Source organism: Candidatus Accumulibacter contiguus (assembly GCF_036625285.1).
Lineage (GTDB): Bacteria > Pseudomonadota > Gammaproteobacteria > Burkholderiales > Rhodocyclaceae > Accumulibacter > Accumulibacter contiguus.
Window position 1 is genome coordinate 1698850 of record NZ_JAZKUC010000001.1, and the last position, 26569, is coordinate 1725418.

At 57.2% G+C, this 26569-nt stretch carries 32 protein-coding genes and 3 pseudogenes; 21 read left to right on the forward strand and 14 right to left on the reverse strand.

The window, feature by feature from the left end; translation table 11 throughout:
• The first annotated feature begins 126 nt into the window (after positions 1–126).
• Positions 127–549 (forward strand): hypothetical protein, encoded by a 423-nt coding sequence (locus V5B59_RS08245; RefSeq protein ID WP_034931510.1) that lies wholly within the window; start codon positions 127–129, stop codon positions 547–549.
• On the forward strand, positions 546–1469 hold the full coding sequence (locus tag V5B59_RS08250; protein ID WP_332351391.1) for a hypothetical protein: 924 nt from the start codon (positions 546–548) through the stop codon (positions 1467–1469). The genes V5B59_RS08245 and V5B59_RS08250 overlap by 4 nt, the downstream gene beginning before the upstream one ends.
• A gap of 88 nt (positions 1470–1557) precedes the next feature.
• On the opposite strand, the gene V5B59_RS08255 is transcribed toward V5B59_RS08250, so the two are convergent.
• The 5 genes and pseudogenes from V5B59_RS08255 to V5B59_RS08275 all read right to left on the reverse strand — a co-directional run.
• A complete protein-coding gene (locus V5B59_RS08255) occupies positions 1558–2052 on the reverse strand; it encodes a hypothetical protein (RefSeq protein ID WP_288129091.1) in 495 nt (164 codons plus the stop codon).
• A 188-nt stretch (positions 2053–2240) separates the two neighbouring features.
• The gene (locus V5B59_RS08260) at positions 2241–2690 is read right to left on the reverse strand and encodes a hypothetical protein (RefSeq protein ID WP_332351772.1); all 450 of its coding nucleotides are present in this window, start codon (positions 2688–2690) and stop codon (positions 2241–2243) included.
• Between the two features lie 228 nt (positions 2691–2918).
• Positions 2919–3242, reverse strand: a complete 324-nt coding sequence (locus V5B59_RS08265) for a collagen-like protein (protein ID WP_332352180.1) — start codon at positions 3240–3242, stop codon at positions 2919–2921.
• Between the two features lie 245 nt (positions 3243–3487).
• Positions 3488–3718, reverse strand: a pseudogene (locus V5B59_RS08270) (ABC transporter permease subunit); the annotation flags it as partial.
• Positions 3719–3773: 55 nt separating this feature from the next.
• Positions 3774–3923 (reverse strand): annotated as a pseudogene (locus tag V5B59_RS08275) (hypothetical protein); the annotation flags it as partial.
• Positions 3924–4123: 200 nt separating this feature from the next.
• Between V5B59_RS08275 and V5B59_RS08280 the strand changes: the two are divergent.
• Both V5B59_RS08280 and V5B59_RS08285 read left to right on the forward strand, forming a co-directional pair.
• Complete coding sequence (locus V5B59_RS08280) at positions 4124–4351, forward strand: toll/interleukin-1 receptor domain-containing protein (protein ID WP_332351773.1); 228 nt, start codon at positions 4124–4126, stop codon at positions 4349–4351.
• A gap of 12 nt (positions 4352–4363) precedes the next feature.
• A complete protein-coding gene (locus tag V5B59_RS08285) occupies positions 4364–4954 on the forward strand; it encodes a YiiX/YebB-like N1pC/P60 family cysteine hydrolase (protein ID WP_332351774.1) in 591 nt (196 codons plus the stop codon).
• Positions 4955–5196: 242 nt separating this feature from the next.
• On the opposite strand, the gene V5B59_RS08290 is transcribed toward V5B59_RS08285, so the two are convergent.
• From V5B59_RS08290 to V5B59_RS08315, 6 genes and pseudogenes are all read right to left on the reverse strand, one after another.
• Positions 5197–5337, reverse strand: a complete 141-nt coding sequence (locus V5B59_RS08290) for a hypothetical protein (protein WP_332351775.1) — start codon at positions 5335–5337, stop codon at positions 5197–5199.
• Positions 5338–5472: 135 nt separating this feature from the next.
• Complete coding sequence (locus V5B59_RS08295) at positions 5473–5868, reverse strand: GGDEF domain-containing protein (protein WP_332351776.1); 396 nt, start codon at positions 5866–5868, stop codon at positions 5473–5475.
• A 94-nt stretch (positions 5869–5962) separates the two neighbouring features.
• A complete protein-coding gene (locus tag V5B59_RS08300) occupies positions 5963–6520 on the reverse strand; it encodes a GGDEF domain-containing protein (protein WP_332351777.1) in 558 nt (185 codons plus the stop codon).
• 41 nt (positions 6521–6561) lie between these two features.
• Positions 6562–7242 (reverse strand): type 1 glutamine amidotransferase domain-containing protein, encoded by a 681-nt coding sequence (locus tag V5B59_RS08305; protein ID WP_332351778.1) that lies wholly within the window; start codon positions 7240–7242, stop codon positions 6562–6564.
• Between the two features lie 32 nt (positions 7243–7274).
• A pseudogene (locus V5B59_RS08310) lies at positions 7275–7439 on the reverse strand (NADP-dependent oxidoreductase); the annotation flags it as partial.
• A gap of 44 nt (positions 7440–7483) precedes the next feature.
• Positions 7484–8305 carry a beta/gamma crystallin-related protein gene (locus V5B59_RS08315; RefSeq protein ID WP_332351779.1) on the reverse strand — a complete coding sequence of 274 codons (822 nt, stop codon included), beginning with the start codon at positions 8303–8305 and terminating at the stop codon, positions 7484–7486.
• A gap of 252 nt (positions 8306–8557) precedes the next feature.
• Here V5B59_RS08315 and V5B59_RS08320 point away from each other — a divergent pair, with 252 nt between their 5' ends.
• The 4 genes from V5B59_RS08320 to V5B59_RS08335 are packed head-to-tail and all read left to right on the forward strand — an operon-like array spanning position 8558 to position 12134.
• Positions 8558–9679, forward strand: a complete 1122-nt coding sequence (locus V5B59_RS08320; RefSeq protein ID WP_332351780.1) for an ABC transporter permease — start codon at positions 8558–8560, stop codon at positions 9677–9679.
• Between the two features lies 1 nt (position 9680).
• A complete protein-coding gene (locus V5B59_RS08325) occupies positions 9681–10502 on the forward strand; it encodes an ABC transporter ATP-binding protein (RefSeq protein WP_332351782.1) in 822 nt (273 codons plus the stop codon).
• Entirely contained in the window at positions 10483–11463 is a 981-nt protein-coding gene (locus V5B59_RS08330) for an MlaD family protein (protein ID WP_332351783.1), read from the forward strand. The genes V5B59_RS08325 and V5B59_RS08330 overlap by 20 nt, the downstream gene beginning before the upstream one ends.
• Positions 11460–12134 (forward strand): ABC-type transport auxiliary lipoprotein family protein, encoded by a 675-nt coding sequence (locus V5B59_RS08335; protein WP_332351784.1) that lies wholly within the window; start codon positions 11460–11462, stop codon positions 12132–12134. The genes V5B59_RS08330 and V5B59_RS08335 overlap by 4 nt, the downstream gene beginning before the upstream one ends.
• Positions 12135–12159: 25 nt before the next feature.
• Here V5B59_RS08335 and V5B59_RS08340 read toward each other — a convergent pair whose 3' ends face one another.
• Positions 12160–13104: an integron integrase gene (locus tag V5B59_RS08340; protein ID WP_332351785.1), complete on the reverse strand. Its 945-nt coding sequence runs from the start codon at positions 13102–13104 to the stop codon at positions 12160–12162.
• 138 nt (positions 13105–13242) lie between these two features.
• On the opposite strand from V5B59_RS08340, the gene V5B59_RS08345 reads away from it, so the two are divergent.
• The 3 genes from V5B59_RS08345 (at position 13243) to V5B59_RS08355 (ending at position 17548) form a co-directional block, all read left to right on the forward strand.
• Positions 13243–14703 carry a PIN-like domain-containing protein gene (locus tag V5B59_RS08345; protein WP_169070536.1) on the forward strand — a complete coding sequence of 487 codons (1461 nt, stop codon included), beginning with the start codon at positions 13243–13245 and terminating at the stop codon, positions 14701–14703.
• Positions 14704–14802: 99 nt separating this feature from the next.
• Positions 14803–15123, forward strand: coding sequence for a hypothetical protein (locus V5B59_RS08350; protein WP_332351786.1), 321 nt, complete (start codon positions 14803–14805; stop codon positions 15121–15123).
• 133 nt (positions 15124–15256) lie between these two features.
• Entirely contained in the window at positions 15257–17548 is a 2292-nt protein-coding gene (locus V5B59_RS08355; RefSeq protein ID WP_169070535.1) for an NACHT domain-containing protein, read from the forward strand.
• 75 nt (positions 17549–17623) lie between these two features.
• On the opposite strand, the gene V5B59_RS08360 is transcribed toward V5B59_RS08355, so the two are convergent.
• Positions 17624–17863, reverse strand: a complete 240-nt coding sequence (locus tag V5B59_RS08360; RefSeq protein ID WP_169070534.1) for a hypothetical protein — start codon at positions 17861–17863, stop codon at positions 17624–17626.
• On the opposite strand from V5B59_RS08360, the gene V5B59_RS08365 reads away from it, so the two are divergent.
• The 3 genes from V5B59_RS08365 to V5B59_RS08375 are packed head-to-tail and all read left to right on the forward strand — an operon-like array spanning position 17862 to position 19556.
• Complete coding sequence (locus V5B59_RS08365; RefSeq protein WP_169070533.1) at positions 17862–18344, forward strand: type II toxin-antitoxin system VapC family toxin; 483 nt, start codon at positions 17862–17864, stop codon at positions 18342–18344. The two genes, V5B59_RS08360 and V5B59_RS08365, sit on opposite strands and share 2 nt — an antisense overlap.
• Positions 18334–18540, forward strand: coding sequence for a hypothetical protein (locus V5B59_RS08370; protein WP_248594859.1), 207 nt, complete (start codon positions 18334–18336; stop codon positions 18538–18540). The genes V5B59_RS08365 and V5B59_RS08370 overlap by 11 nt, the downstream gene beginning before the upstream one ends.
• Before the next feature lie 32 nt (positions 18541–18572).
• Complete coding sequence (locus V5B59_RS08375; RefSeq protein WP_248594858.1) at positions 18573–19556, forward strand: hypothetical protein; 984 nt, start codon at positions 18573–18575, stop codon at positions 19554–19556.
• Positions 19557–20308: 752 nt separating this feature from the next.
• On the opposite strand, the gene V5B59_RS08380 is transcribed toward V5B59_RS08375, so the two are convergent.
• A complete protein-coding gene (locus V5B59_RS08380) occupies positions 20309–21496 on the reverse strand; it encodes an IS4 family transposase (protein ID WP_332351557.1) in 1188 nt (395 codons plus the stop codon).
• 173 nt (positions 21497–21669) lie between these two features.
• On the opposite strand from V5B59_RS08380, the gene V5B59_RS08385 reads away from it, so the two are divergent.
• The 7 genes from V5B59_RS08385 (at position 21670) to V5B59_RS08415 (ending at position 26367) form a co-directional block, all read left to right on the forward strand.
• A complete protein-coding gene (locus V5B59_RS08385; RefSeq protein ID WP_332351787.1) occupies positions 21670–22074 on the forward strand; it encodes a type II toxin-antitoxin system VapC family toxin in 405 nt (134 codons plus the stop codon).
• Positions 22067–22273, forward strand: coding sequence for a hypothetical protein (locus V5B59_RS08390; RefSeq protein ID WP_287667678.1), 207 nt, complete (start codon positions 22067–22069; stop codon positions 22271–22273). Before V5B59_RS08385 ends, V5B59_RS08390 begins: the two co-directional genes overlap by 8 nt.
• A 31-nt stretch (positions 22274–22304) precedes the next feature.
• Positions 22305–24071: an ATP-dependent nuclease gene (locus V5B59_RS08395; protein ID WP_332351788.1), complete on the forward strand. Its 1767-nt coding sequence runs from the start codon at positions 22305–22307 to the stop codon at positions 24069–24071.
• A gap of 130 nt (positions 24072–24201) precedes the next feature.
• Complete coding sequence (locus tag V5B59_RS08400; RefSeq protein WP_332351789.1) at positions 24202–24498, forward strand: type II toxin-antitoxin system RelE/ParE family toxin; 297 nt, start codon at positions 24202–24204, stop codon at positions 24496–24498.
• Between the two features lie 5 nt (positions 24499–24503).
• A complete protein-coding gene (locus tag V5B59_RS08405) occupies positions 24504–24803 on the forward strand; it encodes an addiction module antidote protein (RefSeq protein ID WP_332351790.1) in 300 nt (99 codons plus the stop codon).
• 98 nt (positions 24804–24901) lie between these two features.
• Positions 24902–25420 carry an HNH endonuclease gene (locus V5B59_RS08410; protein WP_332351791.1) on the forward strand — a complete coding sequence of 173 codons (519 nt, stop codon included), beginning with the start codon at positions 24902–24904 and terminating at the stop codon, positions 25418–25420.
• Positions 25421–25503: 83 nt separating this feature from the next.
• Entirely contained in the window at positions 25504–26367 is an 864-nt protein-coding gene (locus V5B59_RS08415) for a PEP-CTERM sorting domain-containing protein (RefSeq protein WP_332351792.1), read from the forward strand.
• Positions 26368–26569: the final 202 nt, after the last annotated feature.

A 26569-nucleotide genomic window follows, 5' to 3' on the forward strand; every position in this document is an offset into this window, starting at 1 on the left:
GTCAATGGGGTGCGAACGAAAGTGTTGGGCGAGTCCCGCTCTGATAATTGTCAGCGACGTGAGCAAACGTAAGGAAATTAGCGGAGAGTTGCGATAGAGTAGGGAACCCATCCACGGAGAGAAGCCATGCCTAAGATTTCCCACATCGAACCTTGCGATTCCAGAGACTTGGTGGCCCGTTTGGAGGCTAATCCAAAGATACTGGCGAAAGTGCTAGAGATGCTGGAGTTGGTGGAGAACGCCGAAGGGGATCTGCGTCGGGCCGATGAAGCCGAGCGCCGCGTGATAGAAATTCTCCGCGGGACGGGCCAGGAGATTCTGACGGGATGGGCCGAGCAGGTTGCTGAGGCGGTGACAGCCGAGGTGCGGGCCGCTGAGCCGGTCGTGGTACACGCGAAAAAAAAGTTCTCTGGTATACGACATACGGCTCGGTCATGGTGGAGGAGGAATGCTTTCTCCACAAAGAAACAAACCGGCTGCTTCGTCCTTTTTCAGAAGCTGCCGGTGTCCGTTGCCGGAGCCATTCTCTGCCACTGGAGCGCGCCGTGACGGACTTGGGCGCCGACCTTCCCTTTGGACAGGTTGCGGCAAAAATCAAGGAGCACTACGGTGTTGACTTGGCGGTCAGTGCGCCCCGGACGCTCACCGAACGGGTGGCCTGTGAATTAACGGAGGCAGATTGCCTGCCGGTGGCGGGCCCATCGAACACCGCGAAGAGGCTGATTGTGGAGACGGACGGCGGAATGGTGCCCCTTGTCGAGACCGTGGAGGGCGCTGCGGACGCCCGCAAGGGGAAGCGCACGCACTGGCGAGAAGCGAAGGTCTGTATCGCACAGCGGCAGGGCGAGGCCGTTCCCAAGGCCGGCGTGACGATGGAGGGTCCCCGGGAAGCGGGGGCCATCCTGAAGCGGCTGGTCGATGCGCTGGGATTTGGCCCCAAGACCCAGGTTCACTGTGTTGGCGACGGGGCGGCTTGGATAAGCAGCCAAATCGAGGAACTGTTCGGTACTCAGGGGACCTTCCTGGTCGACTTGTTCCACGTCTGCGAATATCTGACCCCAGCCAGCAAGGTCTGCGCGCCGGATTCTGCCCAGGATTGGGTGGCCTCCCAGAAGGCGCGATTCCTGCTGGGACAGGCCCGCGAGGTGGTTGCAGAGATGAAACTGCACCTCGAACCTGCATCGGTCGATGACCCGCAGGCTCCGGTGCGCGTCGCCTGGCGCTATTTCTCCAACCGACTCGACCAGTTGGACTACCCCCGCGCACTTGCGCTGAATCTGCCCGTCGGCTCTGGCGAGGTCGAGAGTTCTCATCGCTACCTCGTGCAGGCCCGCCTCAAGCGCCCAGGGGCTTGGTGGCGTGCGGACATGGCTCAAGCCATGATCAACCTGCGTGTCATGCGACATAACCAGCTGTGGGAAACCTATTGGGAAAAGCGCTGGGCGGAGCCTCTACGCAGAGCGGCTTAAAACCGAGACTCCCCGTCCAACACTTTCGTTCGCACCCCCGTCAATGCAGTGTCAATCGTGAGTCGCATACGCGACTTTCACATTACATTCACCTGGCCTTCGCCATAAACGATACCTTGGCCGCGCTTCCGGGCGCGCCGGCCTGGACGTGCTGGCTCTGCCACACCCCGTCAATCTCGGCAGCGATCTGATAAGACCCCGGCGGCAGCTTCAGGTACAGCAGCGGCCCGTCGCTGACCGCCGCATAGATCTGCTGCCGGTTTCCCCTTGCCAGTCGGGTAACGGTAAACGGTATGCCGGCCAGGTAGCTGCCACGCTGTTCGCTGAACACGACGTGTACGTTGTAGGTTGCCGCAACCTTGCGCATCTCTTCGCGCGCCTCGTCGCCGATGCCGCCGCTCATCCAGGCACCCTGTTCTTGCGGAGCGCTGGTGGTGTTGACTCGCGTCACGTCGCCCGCCGCCGCGGCCAGTAGCGGCGCGCACGGCAGAGCGATGACGAGGGCCAGCAGGCCACTGTGAAGGGAAAGGCGGCAAGGCCGCAGAGGTGTCCGCATGTCGAACTTTGATGGGAGATGGCTCATGATCTGCTCCAGAAATCAACCCTGGCGGGCGCAAGGGAAGCCTTCGCCAGCCCGGCCCGGCGATCTGCCGAACCCTCTGATTGTCTGGCGATTGTCCTTGGTGGCGACCGCCGCCGTCTGTACGTCAGCGTACCGAGGCCACTGACCGCCGCGCAGGCACGCACCGGCGGAGCCCCAGCGCCAGTCGTTCAGTCACGATGACCGTGGCCTCGACCGCCGCCCTGGTGCTTGTTCCACTGCCCCTGACCATGGTCACCCCGGTACTCGTCGTGACGATCGTCTCGACGGTCATGCTGGTATTCCTGGTATCGCGGAACATACTCGCGTTCATACCAGCTGTTCCGCACGAAATAGACCCGCTCGCCGCAGGCCTGGTACGCGCCGCAATACCGGCGCCAGTGCTTCGCCTGGCCGGGCGGAACGTTGAGATAGATCGGCGGACGCACAACCGGCACCCGCTCGATGACCACTGGCTGCCGGTAGATGAGTTGTGGCGGCGGATAACCACCGATGTCCACGTGACCATAGAAGCCGGGTTGGCCGATGCTGACCGATACGCCAACCTCGGCGGCACGTACCGGCAAAGTGCCGGCGGCGGTGGCGGCTACCAGTGTGACGGCGAATAACAATCGTTGCATGTTGGACTCCTTGTTGTCGGCACTTCCGGATAACGCGTAGGCGCACGCATACGACCACAGTCGTGTTGTGACGTCTTGTCACGATCTGTGCGCCGCTCATCGCGAGCACCGGTCAAGCATGCGAACGCCACCTTGCACGTGGTGGCCGACGGGCAGTCCGGCGCCCGTCCCCGCGCCAGACCGTCGGCGCAGGGATGGGCGCCGGGTCCATGCTGCAAGTGCGCTTCCTCAGCGGCCCGGAACAACTACCACAGTACCGCCGGTTGTCGTCCCTCTTGCGCCGGTGTTGCCCCTTGCTCCGGTGTTGCCGGTGGCTCCCGTATCACCCGTTGCTCCGGTACTGCCGGTGGCACCGGTACCGCCACTGGCTCCGGTGTCGCCAGTCGCACCGGTCGCACCGGCACGGCCAGTGTTTCCGGTATTGCCGGTATTGCCGGTATTGCCGGTTGCGCCTTGCGGCCCGGCCGGGCCCGCTGGTAGCGTGAAGCAGGCGCTCAAAGCGAGCGTCGTCAGTGTTGCGGCAATCAGCTTCGAATGGTTCAGATAGTTCATGATGATTCCTTCCTCGTGACTTACCGGAACGACCCACGCCATGGTGGGCAATCCCCCGGATTTGATCAGCTTCCGGCGGCAATTTTCGGCGTCGGCGGATCGGGCCATCGCTACTGCTCGGACGGAACCGGGCTGACTTGCAGACATCCCCCCAAGGGGACTGACTGAGGCCAGCGCAGTACCGTTGGCGATGAGGCTACGCAAACCCATGCGCGTAGTCGGTGCGCTGGCGCGCATATCCGTGCAACCAGGGGGAACAGGGCCACCGACCCCTGTACCGGAACGTGCAAGGCGCCCTGCACGATGAAGACCAGCGCGACCATTGCCGCCAGCAGCACCACCAGTCCCATCGACCAGACCTTGGCGAGCATGATTTCGGCCGGCGTCACCGGCATCACCAGCAGGTGCTCGATGGTTCCGTGTTCGTGTTTGCGTTCGCGGATCAGCGCCGCGCCGGTCAGGATGATCGACAGCAGCTTGCGCCTGAGTCAGTAGGGTCTGCACCTGCGTAAGATTGAGACGCGCGCTTGCACCCACTTCGACGCGGCGCGAGACGATGCGGAAGCTCTCCTGGCGACTGGCGATCGTCTGTCGCGCCAGGGCGATGCGTTCGTCAAGCTCGCGCAAGACAAAATACGCGTTGGCCACCTCTGCGACCAGAGCGATTCGTGGCTGGTGCACTGGGACGGGGCGTCAGTTCCCGGCGCATACTGAGCGCGTGTCGCCTGTCGGTCTGTGCGCCAGTGCACCTGCGAGCTGACGCCGATGCGGTGGCTGGCAAGCCCGCAGCACATGCGGCGTCCGGGTGGGTCAGATTGGGTGGATAATCGCCTTTGCCGGTGAGACTTTCGCGGCCGGCCCATCGTCATGGGGACACTCAAGTGGCAGGCACTGTTGCAACAGGGTACGACGTATTCCTCTCCCATCGTTCGCCGGACAAGCCGATGCTCGAACGACTCGCGGAGAAGCTCGTCGAAGAGACACAGCTCAGTCCGTTTCTCGATCGCTGGTACCTGATCCCGGGGGAACCCTGGCAGGAGAGCCTCGAACTACGGAACGAAGACAAGTTAGCGCGCAGTTCGGCGCCCGTCGCGACCCTTAACCCTTGACCGGAGGTACGCATGGCTGATCCCCTTGCCGTCAAAGCCGTCGCCGGACTCCCCGTTCTCGACTACGACCAGGTGCGGGAGCAGCTGCGGACCGGTGACCTCGTCTTTTGCTCAGGCACCTATTTCTTCTCGCGGACCATCCAGTGGTTCACGAAGTCTGTCTGGAGCCACGTCGGCATCATCTATCGCGACGACAATCTGCAGCGCATCTTTGTGCTCGAAAGCGAGACCGCCATCGGGGTTCGCCTCGCGCCTTTGTCCAAGTATCTCCGCGATTACCACGGCCGGAACAAGCCGTACAAGGGACGCATCGTCATCGGCCGGATCACCCCGGCGCCGGATGGCGAGCAGTTCAACAAGGCGATCAGCTTCGGGATGGACGAACTGACGCGACCTTACGACAACTGGGAGATCCTGCGCATCGCGATGCGCATTCTGTTCAGGCGCGGCCGAAAGAACCGCGACCGCAAGTACATCTGCTCCGAACTGGTCTACGAGGCGTTTCGCAAGGCCGATATCGGTTTCAAGTTTCACCGGGATTCGATCAGCCCGGACGACATCTGGAAGGATGGACGCGTGGCGATGCAGTTCCGCATCATGTAGCGGCGATCCCGGTGACGGCACCCAAGGCTCGTCACGGCCGGCAGGGATCAGGGTGCCGCTACGCGCCAGGCGATGCACCCACCCCAACGTTCATTGCGAGAGCTGAGTCGCGCCACCCCGAATGATGAAAATGCTCAGAAAGCACGGCTTTATCCCAGCCACCGCCTGAGCCTCTCTCCCTTCGAGCCGTTCTTGATGGCATCAGATGCCGGAGATTCGCTCGCCTCCAGGAGGGTGTTCTTTCACGGTAACAGCTTGAGGGTCGCGTCGAGGTGGGCCAGATCATCCGCCAGACGCCCGATTTCCTTCTGTTGATGCTCGATCAGCCCGGCCAATTCGGCGCGCTTGGTGATCAGGTCCGCAACCACGTGGCTCTCTGCCATGAAAAATGCTCCCGTTCGTTGAAAACGTAGGCATTTTCGTCGAGCAGGGGGTCAGGCGCGGGGGTGGTTGCTCCATAATGCCAAGAACAGCGCTATCGGCCATGACCCGCCGGTGGGAAATTATATCCATTGCGGTCATTGGCGAGATAAACCCTTATTATGATCACTAGAAAATGAATATCCATACTTGTTCTGCTTTGCCCGGTACATGGCCTTGTCAGCAACATCAAGCAGCGCCTCTGAAGTCGTGCCGTCTTTCGGAAAGATCGATATTCCAATGCTAGGGTTGATGATCAGGCTGATGCTGATGTCCCGCACGCCAATGTCACACGGCACTTGAACCGCCCTGATAATTTTTTCCGCGACGATCACGAGGTCCTGCTCGCTCTCGATTTCCATCAAGATGTACAGGAATTCGTCACCGCCATGGCGGCAGACCGTGTCTTCGTCACGCGTCGTTTCCTTGAGTCGTCCGGCGATAATTTGCAAGACGAGATCACCGACGTCGTGTCCGTACGAATCGTTAATCATCTTGAAGTGTAACTACTCAGCTACTGCATCTTGTTAAAAATCAACACGTTGCGAGCATTGAAATAACATAATGACGAATGGGATTGCTTTAGAATCAAGTGGTTGCAAGTTTATGCCATTGTTCGCCTGTTTCTAACCAATTGTTTTTGCATAACATTTTGACCTGAGTAGTTACCTTGAAGTTATCCAAATCCAGAAACATCACGGCGAAATGAACACCGTTCCGCTTGGCCACTGCCAGCCCATGCTCCAGTCGATCATTGAACAGCGCGCGGTTAGGCAGGCCAGTTAAAGGGTCATGGAGGGACGCATGGCGCGCCTCGTTCGCCTGCGTGGTAACCGTGGCCAACTGAGCATCCAGAACCTTCCGCTCCTTGACTTCTTCCTTCAGCTCCGTATTGACCGAAGACAACGCCTCGGAAGCATCCTGGACCTTACTCTCGACGCCCTCGCTTTTTTCGAGAGCGTTTTCAACGCCTGGCGAAACATTCCCACCCAGTAGTTCACGCTTTAGTCCGGCATTGACCGACGACAAGTCGTCTGCGCACTCTTCGACAATATCCTTGACGCGCTCGCTTTGGCCTAACACCTGAGTCAGCGAATCGACGGACCGAGGGCCTTTCAACAACTGCCCGGTTTGAATTTTTTTCATGAGTTCAATGCTCCTGATGTTAAGACCATGTGCCGCCAGAATCACGACGCGAGCCTGGCCAGCAGTTCCCTGGCGACCGCCTCCGACGAGGCGGGGTTCTGCCCGGTGATCAGCAGGCCATCGCTGACGACGTGCGGCTGCCAGTCGGCCCGCTTGATATAGCGGGCGCCGCACTGCTCAAGCATGTCTTCGACCAGGAAGGGAACCACACGCGTCAAGCCAACCGCCTGCTCTTCGCTGTTGGAGAAACCGGTCACCTGCCTGCCCTGCACCACGGGCCTGCCGTCAGGCACCTTGGCACGGAGCAGCACGGCGGGCGCATGACAGACCGAGGCCACAGGTTTGCCCGCCAGGAGCATCGCCTCGATCAAGCCGATTGACGACGCATCCTCGGCAAGATCCCAAAGCGGGCCATGGCCCCCGGGGTAGAACACGGCATCGAAGTCGTCGGCATGAACCTCGGAGAGCCTGCACGTGCTGGCCAGCACCGCCTGCGCCGCCGGATCGGCCTTGAAGCGGTGAGTCGATGCGGTCTGGCAAGCCGGATCGTCGCTCTTCGGGTCCAGCGGCGGTTGGCCGCCGAGGGGTGAGACCAGCGTGATTTCGGCGCCAGCGTCCTGGAACACGTAGTACGGCGCCGCAAACTCTTCCAGCCAGAAACCGGTCTTTTCGCCGGTGTCGCCGAGTTGATCGTGCGAGGTGAGAACCATCAGTATCTTCATGTCGTCTCCTGCTACAGGTGAACATTTCTCTTGAGTTGCTCGCGCAGATTGGCGCTGCGGCGGTCGACGCAGGCAGCGAAACCAAACTCCTCGACGACGAAGTCGCACTTCGCGGCATCGCCGGCGACACCGACGACACGGCAGCCCTTGAGCCTGGCGATCTGACCAATCACCGAACCGACCGCCACCGGCGCGGCGCAGGACGGAGCATCGCTCATGCGGCCGCGCATCTACGGGTCAATCAAGGCCGCGCCTCGCGCGGCTCGCCACGTTGGTTGACCATAATGGTAGCGCCGGGGCGAGCCCTCATCTGGACACGATGTTCCTGCCCGCGGAAGCTGTAGGTAACGTCCCAGTAGTCGGGCGGCCCGTCGTTGGGCACGTCCGCACAGCGCTCCACTTCCTGCGTGCGCACCTGCTGGCCACCGCCGCTGCGACCGACGTTGGCGCCCACCGCGGCGCCGGCGACGGCGCCACCGGCCGTGGCGATATCCTTGCCCCGCCCACCACCCACCTGATGCCCGAGAATGCCGCCGATGACGGCGCCGGCAATCGCGCCCGGAACGTTGGCGCTGCTGCGATCCTCGACTACTTCTTGGTGCTCGATCCAGCATCGCCGCTCGGGCGGTCCGAGCACCGCGCGCAGCGAGGTGACCCTCGCCTCATACAGGCGCTCGTTGCCGCGCCAACGGTAGTCCTCGGCGACCGCGGGAGGCGGGGCATAGCGGCTTTCGTCGATGCGCGAGTTCCTGTCGACGATCCGCGCCGACGAAACACGGTCGTTCAAGCTCATCGCCTCCAGTGACGGATAATTACCCCGACGCAGGACGACGCAGCGACCGCTAAAGCGGGCGTCTTCGCAGACTTCCCACAGGCCGCGGGAAACCACGACCGACGAGGCGCGGTCGTTGAAGCCATAGCGCTGGAAGTTGCGGACCGGTTCGTTGGCGGTGAGCGAGCGGCCCGCAAAACCTTCGTGCTCGTAAAAGGTGACCTGCCCGGCCGCCTGTGTGGCAAGTGCTGCGCCGGCCAGTGCCAGGGCGATTCTCAGAATTGGATTCATTGCTGCCTCGTGGAAAGAGTTGGGCATTGCCAGGTCAGCGCCGCATCCCGGCGGTGCACTAGCCGAAGCGCAGCGAGCTGACGCTCGTGAAAGCGGTTGAAGAAGGTGGCGGCACGGGCTACGCGCCAAGCCCTTGCCAAAATCCTCGACACCATCCTCATTGTCATCGCTTCCCTGCCAGGCTTCTGTGCGCGTGCGTACATACGGGACAGGCCCCTTCACCTAATCTCCGGTCCACCTATGGACCCCTTGATGGCGACACCCGCCGCATTTACCGAGTCGATCCCCGAGCAACTCGCGCTTTCGGGAGACTGGACGGCGCGCGGGCTCGGCGCCATCGGGCGCCAGCTCGAGGCCGTGTCGGCGCCTGCCAGTTCGACGATGGTGGTCGACGCGGCACGCATCGAGGCGTTCGATACCGCCGGCGCCTGGGTCCTGCAGAAACTCTTGCGCCGTTTGCGCGGCGGCACCGGCGGCGTGCGGGTGCGTGACTTGCGCCCCGAGTTCACCAGACTCCTGGAAGCCGTCGCCCCGCAGACAATGGATCAGATGGCTCCCTCGCCGCCTGCCCCCGCGCCCTCTTCGACCCTCGACCGCCTGGGCCGCCGCGTGGTCGCCGCCGGCGCCCAGGGCATGGACCTGCTCGGCTTCGTCGGCGAGATTGCGGTGGCATTTGCCGGCGGCGTCGCGCACCCGGCGCGCATTCGCTGGCGGCCGATTCTGTACAACCTGCGCAGCGCCGGCTTCGACGCACTACCGATCGTCGGGCTGCTGTCGTTCCTGCTCGGCATCGTCGTCGCTTACCAGGGCGCCGACCAGCTCAGGCAATACGGCGCCAACATATTCATTGCCGACCTCGTCGGTCTGTCGATGCTGCGCGAGTTCGCACCGCTGATCACGGCGATCATCATCGCCGGGCGCTCGGGTTCCGCCTATGCGGCGCAGATCGGCACGATGTCGGTGACCGAGGAGATCGATGCGCTGCGCACACTCGGCATTGCGCCGCTGGACCTGCTGGTGCTGCCCAAGATTCTCGCCCTGGCGATCGCGCTGCCACTGCTGACGGTGTTTGCCGACCTGCTCGGTGTCTTCGGCGGCATGCTCATGGCGCGCGCCCAACTGGGCGTCGGCTTCGGCGAGTTTCTCGACCGTTTCGTCAAGGCAGTGAGCGTCACCGCATATCTGATCGGCATCTGCAAGGCGCCGGCATTCGCCATCATCATCGCCGTGATCGGCTGCTTTCAGGGCTTTCGCACGCACGGCGGTGCCGACAGCGTCGGCCGCCAGACGACGCGCAGCGTCGTCCAGTCGATCTTCCTGGTGATCGTCGCCGACGCCCTGTTCTCGGTGGCCTTCAGTGCGCTGGATCTCTGACGTGGCAAGCGACAGGCAAGCGGCGGACGCACCCGTCATCGAACTCAGCAAGGTATCGACACGCTTCGGCGAACATGTCGTGCATTCGCAGATCGACCTGCAGGTACGCCGCTCGGAGGTGTTTGCCTTGATCGGTGGCAGCGGCTCCGGCAAATCGACCCTGCTGCGGGAAATGATCCTGCTGCAACGCCCGAACTCCGGCAGCATCCGGGTACTCGGCGTCGACCTGCAGGACATCGGCGACGACGAGGCGCTGGCGTTGCGCCGGCGCTGGGGTGTGATGTTCCAGCACGGCGGCCTGTTCGGCTCGCTGACCGTGCAGGAAAACGTTGGTCTGCCGCTGCGCGAGCACACCCGGCTCGACGATGCCCTGATCGACGAAATCGCGGCCTGGAAGCTCGCCTTGACCGGACTCAAGCCGGAGGTCGGCGCCCAGTATCCGTCGGAACTCAGCGGCGGCATGATGAAACGTGCCTCGCTCGCTCGCGCACTGGCCCTCGATCCCGAACTGCTGTTCCTCGACGAGCCGACTGCCGGCCTCGATCCCGACAGCGCCGGCGGCGTCGACCAGCTCGTGCGCAAGCTCCGCGATCTCTTCGGCCTGACCATCGTCATGATCACGCACGACCTCGACCTGCTGTGGCAGGTCGCGGATCGCGTCGCGGTTCTTGGCAATGGCCAGGTGCAAGGTATCGGCTCGATGGCCGAACTGTCGCAAATGCCCCAGCCGGGCATCCGCATGTTCTTCGACGGGCCGCGCGGGCGAGCGGCACAGCAACAGGAAGAACACCAGGCCGGGCGAAATGCCGGCAGAAAACCGTGAGGCCAACATCGAAACCAAGGTGAACTATCCACTCGTCGGCGCATTCGTTCTCGTTCTCGGCTCCGTTCTCGTCGCCGGCATCCTCTGGCTCGCCTCGGGCGGCGCTCTGCGGACCACGCATGACCTCTACCTGGCGGTCGTCGACGAGTCAGTGGCCGGTCTCAATGCCGACGCGCCGGTCAAGTACAACGGCGTCGACGTCGGCAAGGTACGGCAGATTCGACTCGACCCGGGCAATCCGCAGCAGGTAAATCTGCTCTTCGCCATCGAGCGCGGCACGCCGATCCGGGAAGATACCGTCGCCGTCCTGAAGACGCAGGGCTTGACCGGCATCGCCTATATCGAACTCAGCGGCGGTACGCGCGATTCACCGCCGTTGCGGGCTACGGAAGGCAGCGATTATCCGGTGATTCGCACCAAGCCCTCGCTCGCTGCGCGGCTCGACAATCTGCTCACCACCGTGCTGACCAAGCTCGACAGCCTGTCGAACAACGTCAATGCCATCCTCAGCGACGCGAACCGGAAAGCCTTCGCCGACGCGCTCGCCGACATCGCCGTCGTCGCGCACACCATCGCCGCGCGCAAGGACGCGCTCGACTCGGGAATCACGCATGCCGCCCGCACTTTCGAGAATGCCTCGCGGGCGACCGCGCAGGTCGGGCCGGTGATCGATCGCCTCGGCCGCAGTGCCGACGCTGTCGGAAAAATGGCAAGCGAGGTCGCCCGCACCAGTGTCAGCGCCCGCAAGACGGTCGACGCGGTCGGCGCCGACGTGCAGCGCTTCGGCGCGGAAACGCTCCCCGAACTGGAACGGCTGCTCGAAGAACTCACGGTCCTGTCGGCTTCGCTGCGGCGCCTGTCCGAGCAGACCGAACGCAATCCGGCAAGCCTCCTGTTCGGTCGCCGGCCGGTGCCGGACGGGCCCGGTGAATCCTCATCCAGCGGAGCACGGCAGCCATGATCAGTTCATTCCTCGTTTCCCGCGGCCGGCAATGCGCCGTCGGTCTGCTGTTGGCCTGCGTCGGCGGTTGCAGCGCGCTCCGTTCGACGGGAACGCCACCGCCGGCCTTCTATGCCCTCGAGCGCGTGCGGATCGAGACCGCAGCCGCCAGGCCCGCCCCGGTGGCCCCGGCCAATGGAGCGCCGGCTCTGGTGGTCAATCCCCCACGCGCCGCGGCGGGCTTCGACAGCCAACGCATCCTTTACGTGCGCGAGCCTTACCAGCTCGAGTATTTTGCGCACAGCGAATGGGTCGACCCGCCGGCACGCATGCTGGCACCGCTCATCGTCGCCGCCGCCGAGAACAGCGGCACCTTCCGCTCGGTCATCCTGGCGCCGACCGCTGCCGCCGGTGACCTGCGGCTCGACACCGAGATCGTGCGCCTGCAGCAGGACTTCGCCACGCAGCCCAGTCGTGTGCATTTCACGCTGCGCGCCCATCTGGTGGACAACGCAACACGCCGGGTGCTGGCGTGGCGCCTATTCGATGCGTCCGTTGCTGCCGCGACGGACGATCCCTATGGTGGAGTCGTTGCCGCCAATCGCGCGGTGCAGACGGTACTGGAGCAACTTGCCGGTTTCTGTGCCACCGCCGCTGCGCAATGGCAGCCAGCCACGCCCGTACTGCCGTGACGTTATGACAAACAGGTTCCCTTGATCATTGGATGCGCATTGGAGGTATGGGCAAATCTCTGCAGCCGAAGAAAAAAAACGTGCGCGCTCCCTCGCTGCTCAACGCAGCGACCTGCGCATGTCGGAACCTGACCGGCCAAGCTGCTCTCTGCCGGCTGCCTACGTACGCCAGTCTAGACCAGGGCGTCGAACGGGCTCCGGACACCTCGCCCGCCGCGCCTGAGCACATGCGTGTTTTGGCGGCGACAAACACATACTGCCAGGCCCATTCACGCGCGGCGTTCGGGTATTTTCGTTCGAGCGCCCATGGCAAATACACTTCGCCAAAACCGTCAGCGAGGTCCGCTTCGTGCAGCGTCTTTACCCGCGCCAGATGCTCGCTGAGCGGAGCAAGCAGCTTTTCGGGCAGCATCGTCACCCGATCCTTGAACCCCTTTCCCTCCCGCACCAGGATCTCCCCGCGAGCGAAGTCCACGTCCTTCACCCGCAACCGCAGGCACTCCATGATGCGCATCCCGGTACCGTAGAGCAGTCGGAGGATCAGACCCACGGTTCCTTCGATCGGCGCCAGCAGGCGCTGAACTTCTGCCGGGGTCAGAACGACCGGCAGACGTTTCGTAGCCTTCGCCGACTCGACCTCATCCAGCCACGGCAGCTCAGTCTCCAACACTTCCTGGTAAAGGAACAATAGAGCGCTTTTCGCCTGGTTCTGGGTGGATGCAGAAACACGCCCCGCCACGGCAAGGTGAGTCAGAAATGCCTCCACCTCTTTTGCTCCCATTTCCCGCGGATGACGTTTGCCGTGGAAGAGAATGAAACGTCGCACCCACTCGCTATAAGCCTGCTCGGTCCGTATGCTATAGTGCTTGACACGGATGCGGTCGCTGAGCTGTTCCAGCAGCCGCCTGGGAGGTCGAGAAGCGCCGCCGGCATTGACGCAATTGCCCGAACTTTTAGTGAACGTGTCCATTGGGCACCTCCTTGTTTCGGTTGGAAATTTGCCGATAACTGTTCATGAGTACAGTATAATGACGCAAAGTAAATCGTCAAGTAGGATGTCCACTTCACGTTAGAAATCACAACGCCTCGAACTCTTGGATACCATCAAATGAAGACGAGCTTTTCTGGCTATTACCCACCAAGCGCAGAGCAATACGAACAACTCTGGAAAGAGGCCGTGATTGTTTTGGATACAAACGTTTTGTTGAATTTGTATCGATTGCCGACAACAGCAGGAGACGAGCTATTGGGGGTGCTAGAACTACTTAAGGAGCGCCTTTGGATTCCTCACCAAGTAGCGCTTGAGTTTCAGCGTCGGCGACTGACTGTAATTGCAAGTGAGCGCAAGGCTACAGAAGACGCGCTTTCGGCCACCAGTGAGCTAGTTGACGATATTAAAGCCAAGGTAGAGGGACTTCAGATCGACAAGCGAGGCTTGGGCATTGAGTCCCAGCCGCTATTGTCCGAATTGGAAAAGGCGAATGACCAGTTACTTGAAGCGATTAAGACTACTCATAACGCTCAACTTGACATATCAGCGTCCGACCCAGTACGTCAGCGTCTCGATGGACTTTTAGAAAATCGCGTCGGTACTGGGCCCGCCTCCCAAGCAGAGTTGGATGAACTCATTTCTGGGGGAGAAGATCGATTTAAGGAAAAGATTCCTCCCGGATTTGCAGATGTCGATAAAGAAAAGAATCCAAACGAAGCTACATTTATTTTCGATCACATCAAGTACCAGAGAAAATTTGGCGATCTAATTCTCTGGCGTCAGTTGATTCAGCATGTGAAGAATTCACAAATCAAGACTGTGCTGCTAATAACTGCCGACAGAAAAGAAGATTGGTGGTGGCGAGAGCAAGGAAAGACCGTTGGCCCCCATCCAGAACTGATTCGAGAAATTGGCAGGGAAGGCGGGGTTGATCTTTTTTGGATGTACTCGTCAGTACAGTTTGTGGAGCATGCAAACAAATACTCAACTGCCTCTGTATCAAACGAGTCGGTCGCCGAAATCAAACAAGTTGCACTATTCACTCCGGAAAACTCGCGCAATGTGCGTGAATTTCAAGGTCAGTCGCGGCAATTTTCCACCTCCAGCGCAGGCGACCTCGCATCGCGCTTCCTTAGCGATCGCATTGACACGCGCCTTATTGAGCAATGTGTCGAAGTTTGGCTATCTCGCCGTGGTGAATTGGTTGAGGCAAACCATCGCGGCTTCCCGGACTTTCTGGTTCGAAGTGATGAAGAGGTACATGGATACGAAGTCAAGTATCTACGTAGCTTCGACCGAATGCTGATGTCCCCCATTGTAGTAAATGGGCTCCTTCGCGGTTACCTAGAAATCAACGAGGGGCGCCTCTCTGGATTTACTTTGGTTATTGCAATTCCTGAAGACGACTTCTTTGAAATTATTGAATCACAAAGGAAACCCGAGCTATATGAAAGGTTAGCGCGACTGCTTGCCAAGTACCCCATAGATTCAATTGTTGTAGGCGCGGTAGTCGATGAGAAGTTTGAAGTTCTAGCTCATCAAAAGACCACTGGGCGTAGCGATGATTCGCTCATGTAACCCTGCGATTTCTAACTTCTCATTCCACCGGACGCTGCGCGATAGAGCCGCGCAACGCCGGTGAATTCAGACGTTATGCGTTAAGGAGGTTGATGCAAAATGAGTTGGCAAAGTGAATTTGATGCGGGTGGGCCAAGATGGGAGGGTAATGCTGCTGCTATTGCCGAAGAAAAGCGTCTTGAAAAAATGATGGAAAAATTGAGGGCAAGCAGAAACACTACACGAAGTGTCGATCAGACGAAATTAAATGAATTAGATGATGAAATGAAAAGATTGCACCTTAGAGAAAAGGAATTACTTCATGTTCTCGAAAACACGCTTACTGAGCATCAAACGAAAGAAATTGAGTCACATATTTCTATATTGAGGAAGCATTTCTATGAGATTAAAGATGAATATGTGCGACTACGAAATGGCTAGAAGCAAAAAGTATTAACGCATAACACGGCACTCCAGCGGATCGGCTAACCCGCCGCTTCGCTCTGGGTTTGCCGACCGCTGAGTTTGGTCGTTAGGCGTCACACGCCGACATCCGACCACGCAGGAGGTTCGCTTGGAACAGTGGAAGCTTGAAAAGTTGCGGTCTTTGACCGACGAGGTTCGCGACCTGCATCCCTTGTTGAGGGCAGTATTTACGAACGACAAGACTATTTCACGCTTCGAGTACACCCATGGTAATGGTGAAATGGGTGCCGATTTTGTATTGGCGCGCTCAGACCCAACACTTGGGGATGAAAACTATGTTGGCGTTATTGTCAAGTGCGGAAACATCAGACAAGACCATGCTGATGTCAAGCGGCAGATAGAAGAATGTGCAGTTGAGAGGTTCTTTGACGGGGCAAAGCGGAAGATTTACCTCAATGAAACCTGGATTGTATGTAACGGTAGCATCTCTGGTGGAGCCGAGCGAAAGATCTTTGAAGAATACAAGTCTCGAAACATTAAGTTCGTCGGCGGCGAGCGCCTGGCTCAGATAGTTGAGCAGATTTACCCGCACTTCTGGAACGAGATTCCGGCTGGGCTGGGCACCTATTTGAAGTCCACGTTGGTGGAGATCGTCAAGGCAGAATCCTATAGCACCCTCGGGGCGCCAGGCATTAGCCTTGACGTAGCCCAAGAACTTTATGAAGTCGAGCCTACTCGCCCAGGTCAGAAGGTGGCAAGATATAACAAGTCACTACGAACGACTCTAGCTGGTGCGCTCAAGCAGCATCGAATTCTATTGGTAGAAGGCGGTATGGGGTCCGGAAAGACCACGCTCTTCCGCAAACACATGAAAGCGCTGTGCGAGCCAGATGAATTTCAGAAGAGCAAAACCATCCCCAAGCTCGTGCATCTTTCGGAGATTGCAGATGACGTTCAGGCGGGGCTAACGCGATTAGTCAACGATCTGCAAACTGCCCTAGAAGGTGCCGCAGACGGACGGATCTTGATCTTCCTAGATGGGGTAGACGAAGTTCGCAGTGCGACGGATGGTTCTCTACTTGGCGCGATTGAGTCAGTGGCGAGTGCGGTCCGAGCTACGAGCAATCTCACCGTAGCAATCGGATCTAGGCTGGTTTGGACAATTGAAGAGGGCGAGGAGATTCTGCGGCACTGCCCGCGATTTCGCATACTTCCGTTGTCGTTTGACCAGCTTGTTAAGGTTGTGCAACACAACTGTAGTTCACTTGACATTAGCGAAAAACTTCGGTTGGATCTTGGAAGATCCACGCTGTTGCGGGCAATACCTAGAACGCCAATGACGGCAATTTTGTTGGCAAGAGTGTTAAATGCAAATGCCAAGGAGATTCCGCAGACGCTTCCGGAGTTGTATTCGAAATATGTTGAACTTGCGCTTGGCCGCTGGGATATAAGCAAGGGACTAATGACAGAGCGAGAGTATCCCGTTGTGGTTACTGTGCTCTCTCGAGTTGCCAAGTACATGCTTGACAATGAGCTTCAGCAGCTAAATGTTAATGAAGTCATGCAGATGCTGGAGGATTACACACGAACACGGGAGGGTCTCCCCCCGCCTGTTGACATCTTTAAGCGAATTGAACAGCGCTCGGAAGTCGTAATTGTGAATCGCGAAAGGCAGATCTTTTCCTTCCGTCACAGAAGTTTGGCGGAATTTCTGCTTGCCTTGCACCAGAAGGAAAATCACGGAAGAAGTGCGCCGTTCACGAATCCATTCGAAGGCTACTGGCTGGGGGTAGAATACTTCTATCTGGGTCTGATTCAAGACGCGGGAACGAGAATCGACAAGCTCTCTGATCTCATGCTCGGCACTGAGCGTGAAAAGATGCTTCGGTTGCTCAATTTCGGAAATCTGATGCTTTCCGCATACCAAACCGAATACGCCCACATCGAACGGGCTGTCTATAGAGTTGTACTGGAGATGACAAGGCACTTTCTCGGGGTGCGATCGGGGCAAGTGGAGTCTAAGCTTGCGGTTCTACCTGAACTGCAATTCTTCGCCACGCTTAGTTATTGCTTGCGGGATAGTCTTGAGTATCAGTACTTTAAGAAGGCACTGGAAACTGCGCAGATACAGTGCCAATGCGATCTAGATCTAAAGGATGAAGAGCGCGCCATCGCAAGCTTCTTCATCGACGCAGTTCGGGCCGGCTTAAGCGAGAAGGACACCTTCAAGTTCCTGACTACGCAGGAGTTGGGTGCTCTTCCGTGGGTCGTGAAGCTTGGAGTTCAGCATGTGGTTCAGGATGACAAGATTGAGTTGGAGCATGTCACGAGGCTTGCAAAGAGAATCAAGAAGGCGCGACAGAACAACCCTGGACTTAGAACCTATCTGACAGAGCTCTACAAAGGTTCTATGGAGAAGTCGCGACCCAAGGTCGATTAACAAAAAATAGGAAATCCCCCGGCTCTGCCGGGAGAATGGAAAAGTTTGACATATCAGGGAGTCCATCAGGAAACTTCAAGCAATGAGCCGCCAAGCACACGAGTCTGCGTCCTTTGCCGCCCATTTGATGACCAGAATCAGCTTCGCATACGCCTTGAAACGGATGCGGTGTTCCTGATTCTGAGGCGCATCGAAACCGGGCTTTATCGTGCAGTCGTATCGCCAGCCCACGTCAAGGAGGTTGGGGCGATCTTGGAAACCAGCAACGGAAAATAGGGGACGTACCACGGTTTTCTGAGCCAGGATTGCATTCATGAAGCGCAAAATCTACGTTGAAACATCCGTCATCAGCTACCTGACGGCTCGCCCCAGCAAGACCATCCTCGGCGCCGCCCACCAGCAAATTACTCTGGCGTGGTGGGAAACACGCAACCAGTACGAACTGTTGGTGTCAGAGTCGGTCCTGCGTGAGTGTGGCGCTGGCGACCCAGATGCCGCCCAAAAGCGGTTGGCAGTGTTAAATGACGTGCCTTTGCTCTTAATCACCGAGCAGGCGCTCAATATTGCGGAGTCTTTGGTGAGGCAAGGAATCCTCCCACCCAAAGCGGTGGAAGATGCACTCCACATTGCGGTCGCCACAGTCAATGGCGTGGATTATTTGCTGACATGGAACTGTCGGCACATCGCAAACCCAGAGATACAAAGAGGCATTGCTGCTTACTTGGAACAGGTTGGTTTGTTCCTTCCGTTTATCTGCACCCCGGAAGAACTTCTTGGAGAAGAAAATGTTGAATGACGAAATCGTCGATGAAGTACGAGCCATTCGAGATACCCACGCCGCCAAGTTTGGCTACGACCCGCGTGCAATTTATGAAGACCTGAAGAAATCAGAGGCTGAGCATATTGCGGCTGGGCACCCATTTGTGCCTCCACCGTCTGTACCCCCAGTGCCCAACTCTTCATTGCAGCGGACTCGCTTCGCTCGCCGCTGAATTTGGACGTTAGCCGGCAAGGCCTGCCCTAGATGGTGAACTCGCATGCATCCTTTGACGCGACTGCGCTCATCAAACTTGCTGAGCGCGTCGAATACGAAGCTTGGCTTCTCGAGGCGGTCTATGTTCTTGTGGAGCAGGAGTTGTTTCCGTCTTGGCCCGACGCCGTTGTCTACCCGGTAGATAGGTCGAAAGCTCAGTTCTTCGCACATGCCCGCGGCAATATCGTAATCGGCGATTGGAGACCTGGTTTCCTTAACGCCGGAGCGCCTCTGGTTTTCGTCTCGACCTTTAAACTTCTCGACATGCTCGTCGAGTGGATCCTGGAGGAGAACGGCGTTCCTTCGACGTTCCGCTTTCAACAGAAGCTGAAAAGCGTTAAGGGCTCACCCATCTTCCCGCCATTGATCGAATCCCGGGTTTGGCTAAAGGAGCGCCTCATCGGGCTTTACAGCACACTAGAGCCGCTTCGCGGCACGATCATTCATGGCAAGCACTTTACCGCGACGGATGGTGCCATCCGAGTGTCGGCGTCGAAGAACGGCGTTGTAGGCCCGGTCGTGGAGATTGACCCTGCTCACCTTAGGAAACTTGCTCTTACCATCGTGAGCGTTCTCAGATACGTCGACGGTACTTGGGAGATCGATCAAGTTCGCGAGAAGATCTTGCGGCATGACTTGGACGAACTAGCGATGCTTCATGCGCTCCCGCCTCTGGGTCAGAAGCGACCCTTCCACACGTGCGTCCGACTTTACTTGACAAGCTCTGATCCGCTTCGGTTCGATCCGATGACCATACGTGAGGATCTCGCCGCGAGATACGTAGACCAAGACTGTTCTTTTGACTTGCGCATACTGATGGTGAGGGGCAGTGAGGTAGCTGAAGCCTACCTTCTGCCCTGGGCCTTATTTGCAGTCGAAGGGGCTGAATGGAAGCAACGAATTGATCTTCAGCAGTACAGAACTGTGATACCCAGTGACATTCAACCCGAGCATCTCCGAAGTGGTGCCGGCTAACCCGCGCATCGACACGGACGCCCAAACAGCGGCTTTTCGCCGCTGTTTGGGCGCCGGTCATGCGCACCGTTGGCGGGCTTACTCCGACCAGTTCTCACCCGCAAAGGAGAGTAGATCATGCAAGGCGTCCGCGCTGTAATTGCCTGTGTGTTATCGGTGGCCATATCCGGCGTCGCATACGCCGATTTTGTCGCCGTTGGTCCCATAACGTCTAGCTCTTGCTCAAACTACATTCTCTTCGGCTCGTGTAAGACCGTGACTGTTGACGCCGTCGAGGTCGACGGAAAGCTCTATGAACCGCGGCGCCACTTTCAGGAAGTCACGTCATACGATGAGGAAAAGAACAAGTGCTCGGTCAGAGTTTCTCGGTCAACAGGCTTGTCAATGACAGGGGCCGTCGCTAAGGCACTTACGGCACCAACATTTCTCACGAAAACGTCGAGTGGCCTTGAGAAAATTGAGAACATTGAGTACATGTCATTCAAGTGTCGTCGGGCCTATTGATGCCGCCCCCCAACCCAGCAGTCAACCGGACCTGCGGGGGTCAAAAAGCTTGGGTAGAGCAACACGTTTTAGGGGACAGACCACGGTTTCCGAAAAAGGACCGAATTCATGAAGCGCAAAGTCTACGTTGAGACCTCCGTCATTAGCTATCTGACGGCACGCCCCAGCAAGACCATTATTGGCGCTGCCCATCAGCAAATAACGCTGGCTTGGTGGGAGCTCAATGCTCTCAACCTATCAGAACATAGTCATACCCCGTTTTTGTAAGCATGTGATAAATGTGGTTTTTTGGTGAAATTTCTGGGAGATGACCTGTTTGGTTTTATCTGGACGAGGTTCTTGATGAGTTCGTCGAAGACGGAGGCGACATTGTCGAGAGCATTGATGCCCTGGAGGAGCCAGCGTCCGAGGGTGCGCTTGATGCGAGAGAAGGTGTCGCCGCGGTTGATGAAGTAGCGTGCGCGGGTATTGGGATCGAGGGATTCACTGGCGGCATGGACGGCCAGGGCATTGAGGTTGTCGCAGAGGATTTTTGCGCCGAAGTCTTGTTGTGCGGCCAGCCAGGACATGCCCGACAGGTGTTCGAGGGCCAGACGGTGCTTGAGCCGTTTGAAGGCTTCCTCAATTCTCCAGCGGGAGTGATAGAGCGCCCCGAAGGCGGCGGCGGGGTAGGCATCCAGATCGAGGAGCGAGGTCACGAGAACGCGCACCTTGTGGCCGAACACCTGGCGAATGAGTCGAACCTGGCAAGGAGTGCGGGCAATTTCGTAATCGAGCGCGTCCTGTTTGCAGGGGGCTGGCAGGGTGACGATTTGCTCAAGCAGGCCGGATCGGCGGAATGTCTTGATGACGTTGAAATTGAGGCTGTCGACCCGCATGCAGAAATGGAGTTTTCGCTGCCACAAGGCGGCGAAGAGCCAGTAGGCTGGGTAACCGCGGTCGAGCACGAGGAGGTCATTGTGGCGGAGTTTGTCGAGGTGTTCGAAGAGCATCTGGCGCTCGCCGACGTCGGTGGAGTAGAGCCTGGCGGCCAGGGTCATTTCGATCCCGGGCAGATAGAGCGCGAAGCCTTTGGCCTCGATCTTGTGGCGGACGGAGCGCTTGCCGTCACGGGTCTTGCCGAACAGGGTCAGGTGCAAGTCCGTGGCATCGCCGGCGACGACGCGCAGCCCGTGCCAGAGAGGAAAGCCGAACTGCGCATCGACCAGGGTGAGGAAATGATCGTTGAGAAGCGAGAAGGCGGCGGCCGACACCTGCTTCCGGGCTTTGGCAAAGGCCTGCGCCGAGACTTCTCGTGCCAGGTCGGCGCGGTTCGCCAGGTTGGCGAAGAAGGCGTCCAGTTCAGACTGCACTTTGGACGTGTACCCACCGAGCAGGCAGGCGATCAGGCGGGGAAAACTGAGGATGCCTGTTCGGGAGAAAGCCTTCTCCGTCAAACGCGACTGAATGAAAAAAGCTTGAGAAAAAAGGAAGTTAGAGAACGAGTCAACGACATTGACATAAAGATCTTGGCATATAAAATCTTACCTGGGTATCAAGGGGATAGGCATTTTGCCAGGAGCCTGCCCGACGTGCAACCGGGTATCTGACCGTTGATCAAATTATGACAATGGCGCGTTACGTTGAGAGCATTGGGTGGGAGCTACGCTCGGACTATGAACTTTTTGTTTCTCAATCTGTTTGGCAAGAGTGCGCCGCTGGCGATCCGGTGGCTGCACAGAAAAGGCTTGCGGTACTTGAGGAGATACCCGTCCTCGCGGTAACGCAAGACATGATTCGCTTGGCCGGATCGCTTATCGAGCAAGCCATCATTCCTGCCAAGGCGATCGAGGATGCGCTCCATATTGTTGTTTCGACACTGCATCACGTTGATTTTCTTCTGACCTGGAATTGCCGTCACATTGCCAATCCAGTGATTCAGGAAAAGATCGCCATGTATCTTGAACAATTCGAATTGTTCCTCCCGATCATATGCACTCCAGAGGAACTTCTTGGAGGAAATGACGATGACTGACGAAATCATGATGGAAGTCCATGGCATCAAAGATTCGATTGGCGCCAAGTATGGCAATAATCTGGACGCACTGTTCAAAGAGATACAACGTGGCGAGGCCAGACTGAAGGCGGCCGGCGTCCAGATTTTGCCTCCCCCCGCCAATCCAACAAATTTGCCCAACACTGCATTGCAGCGGACTCGCTTCGCTCACCGCTGAATTTGGACGTTGGGCTTCTTGAGGATCGTCCATGAAAATTGAATCCGTTGCTATCTCCAATTGGCGCTCGATCAAGTATCTCGAAATCGCGTTCCAGGATTTGATGATCTTCATTGGTCAGAACAATCACGGCAAATCGAACGTACTTTCTGCGTTGCTGTTCTTTTTCGGAGAAATCAAGCCTCAAGACTTGGATTTCAACAGAGGGGCGCAGGAACTGTTCGTTGAAATCATATTCGGCGATCTCGACCAAACAGACAAAACGACCTTCAAGAAATACCTTACGGCAGACGGATCGATAAGGGTTCGCAAGTTTGCATATGTTGGCGGCAACTTCGAATATCGCGGTTATATTCAAAATCCGGTTGAGGAATGGCTACGCGAATCGAATGCCACCACCCTATCAAAAAGGGAAGTTGCCGAAAGCTTGCCGTTCTACCCCTTCCTTCCTGCCACTGGGAGGCTAACAAAACAAGACATCATCGATGCGCAGGCAAAATACATTGAGCAGAACCCAGGGGGTGTCGCCTTCAACTTTGAAATCGAGGAAACAAATTTTCTCGGCCTGAAGTCAGTTGCAAAAGGCATCTTTGGAGACGTCTATTTCATCCCAGCGGTCAAGGACGCCACAGACGATTTCTCTTCCAAAGAAGCGAGTGCATTCGGGAAGCTGTATTCCGGCATTATCGAGTCGATGTCTGCGAACAGCCCGGACTGGAAAGACACGAAAGCCAAACTCTCGTCATTGTTCAGTACGCTGAACAGACTAAATGGCGACGGCGAAGACAATCCCCATCGACCTCAAGAACTAGTCAATTTTGAGAAGGCGCTCAGTGCCGAACTAAACGCATGGGGAGCAGAGATTGATGTTGAGGTTATCCCACCCAATATCGACGACGTTTTCAGGGCTAATACGCAAGTCTGGATAAATGACGGGGTAAGGACAGATATTCGGCGAAAGGGGCATGGACTTCAAAGGGCTCTCACATTCGCACTTATCAAGGTCATCTCCGATAACTTGAAAGCTGAGCGCGCGAAGGCCGTCCCGGAGCAAGTTGCGCCGCGAACGGCTTCTGCGTCCACGTATTTCATACTCGAAGAGCCTGAGCTTTACCTTCACCCTCAGGCACAACGCGCGCTATTTGATTCTTTGGTATCTCTATCTGAGTCGAAGAACCAAGTGATCATGTGCACTCATGCTAGCGCGCTGATTGATGTCGAGCGGTACAAGTCCATTTGTATTGTCAAGAAAGATTCAGACGTCGTCGGCACCCAAGTTTGCCAATGTACTGAAGACATTTTTACCGGGGACAAAAGGAAGGATTTCAATCTCTCCTACTGGATCAACCCAGATAGAAGCGAGCTCTTCTTCGCAAAGCGGGTACTGCTGGTTGAAGGTCCTACAGACAAGACACTGATTCCTCTGTTGGCCAAGCAGCTCGGTGTTTTTCGATTCGACCATACCGTTGTCGACTGCGGTTCGAAGGACAACATTCCCCTTTACTGTCAACTCCTCAACAAGTTCAGCATTCCATACATAGCCGTCTACGACAAGGATCATCAGGCAGCCAAAGGCGATGACGGAAAGGCATCAGCGGACAAGAGTAGCGCGCTCATTGAGGCGGCAATCGATAAAGGAATTGGTGCCAGTATCGTCTTTTTGAACGACATTGAAGAAGAGGTCGGAATGATTGCGGGAGAAAAGAACAAGCCGTTTGTCGCACTCACACATATTGCGGCACCCGGTTTCACGATCTCTGTGGACCTAGCTGCGAAAATTGCGTTGATGTACCAATGACGCGAAGCCCAACCCATCATTGCACCGGACCTGCGCAAAAGCCGCGCAGGCCGGTGAATTCAGACGTTGGGCATCTCAGGACGGCGCGCATGGTATTGACAAGGTGTAGCCGAGTGACTACAGTGGCTGAATGATTGAAATTCGCAAAACGCTTCTCTTCGCTCAGTGGCTCGACGACTTACGCGATCTTCAGGCGAGAGCGCGCGTCCAAGCAAGGATCGAACGGCTCGCCGCCGGAAACCCCGGAGATGTCGAGCCAGTTGGCGAAGGTGTCTCGGAGTTGCGAATCAACTACGGCCCCGGTTACCGGGTGTATATCAAGAAGCGAGGGCGAGAACTGATCATTCTGCTGGCGGGTGGAGACAAGACTACCCAGGCCAAAGACATCAAGGCTGCATTGCGCCTCGCACGTAATCTTTCGGAGTAGCAACCATGACTAAGACCGTTACCACTCGCTATGACGTCGCCGAACATCTTAGAACGCAAGAGGAAATGGCTGCCTATCTTGAAGCTTGTCTTGAAGAAGCCAACGGAGATGCTGCGTTCATTGCCAAAGCACTTGGCGATATTGCTCGCGCCAAAGGTATGTCACAGGTCGCGCGTGACGCGGGACTGTCTCGCGAAAGTCTTTACAAGGCGCTCTCCGGTGATCGTAGCCCAGACTTCGACACCATCCTCAAAGTCATCGGTGCACTTGGACTGAAGTTGCATGCCGAAGCCGGTCACGTCTGACGAGATGCCCAACCCTGCGGTTGACCCCGTTCCCTTCGGTCACTGGACGCTGCGCGATGAATCCGCGAAGCGCCGGTCACCTTGAACGTTAGAAGCCTATGCCCACAAAGCCACTTGACCGCCTGATGTTTGTCCAAGGGGGACTGTGCTTCTTCTGCAAGCAACCATTGCCCAAGGCAGAGGCAAGCGTTGAGCATCTGCTGGCAAGCGCCAATGGCGGAGGCAACAACGATGAAAACTGTGTTGCCTGTTGCAAGGCGGTCAATGCGTTACTCGGCAGCATGTCGCTCAAAGAAAAGTTTCATGTCATACTCAATCAGAAAGGGCAGTTCAAGTGTCCCAACGGTGCTGGCTCTGCCAAAAAAACCACGCCACCCAAATCACCACCAAAAGCAGCGGCCTTACCAAAACCAAAGGACGACAAAGTCACGTTGGTTATCGCCAATCTGAAACAGCGCGGTAATGCAACACCTCGCACACTCAAAACCCTGACAAGCACTATCGCCTCTTTATTTCCCAAGGGCGTATCCGTATCTGAAATCACCGAAATGGTTGAACAGTTGCAATCAACGGGCAAGGTTACTGTCACGGAAAATAAGGTCACCTATGCACTTTAATTTCCGGCTTCTAACACTGCGCTCCAAGGGACGCTGCGCGATAAAGCCGCGCAGCGCCCCTGAGCTTCGACGTTAGGCGCCCGATGTTCATTGTCGGTTTTTTTACACAGGGTAATCTTGCCCACAACATGCCCTTTTTCATTAGCGAGGGGTCGAAGATGAAACGTGTTTTAAAAGTTGCTGCTGCGGTATCGTGCCTCACTGCCATGCTCTTGCCGATGCAATCCCAAGCGACAGTAATAGGTGTTTTTGGCGGATCCGACGGCGCTGAAACGGCTAACGTCGTTAGTGACCTTGCTGCGCTCGGAGTGTTCACGTCCGTTACTCAGCTCAATGGCACTGAGTCTGCCGCGCAATTGAATGCATACGATTCAATTCTGCTATATAGTAACTCTGCTGTGGGCTATCCGTCTTTTGGAGATACCCTCGCTGATTATGTCGATGCTGGAGGCGGGCTGGTGGCGGCAACGTTCTTATACCAAACCATCGGGGGTGGCTATGGTCAGTCCTACGGGAGGCTTCAGTCGGACGGCTACCTGCCTTACGACAGCTATATTGATAATTACTCCAATTCCTCGCTAGGAACTTACGACGCGAGCCACCCAATCATGGCAGGCCCGCTGGCTGTGAGTAGCATCACAGGCTACTATCGCGATATTGTTACCTTGAGCGCAGATGCGAACTTAGTCGCCAGTTGGAGTGATGGAAATCCGCTGGTAGCCGTCGACGGTAGCGGTGTTGTGGGGGTTTTTCTCTTTCCAAATGACTATTATCCTTATCTAAGCGGTGACTACATGAACCTGTTTGGCAATGCTTTGCTTTACGCAGCTAACGAACAGGTGCCCGAGCCTGCCTCTCTTGCCTTGCTGGGACTTGGGCTTGCTGGTCTCCTTTATTCGCGGCGCAGACCAATAGCCTCTCTTAAGAAACTCCTCCCAAGTGGTTAATATTGAATGTGTATTTTAAGCGCGTATTAAAATGGGCCAGGGTCGAATTAAATGCAAGTCAATAGCCTAGCGAATTAAAGGAATTAAAGGGGCCAGGATCGATTAATGGCCTAACTTTTCATTCAACCCGGACTGGCGCGATAAAGCCGCGCCAGCCGGTTAATTCTTACGTTGAACTAAAGCGCTCCGCGCTGGTGTAGGC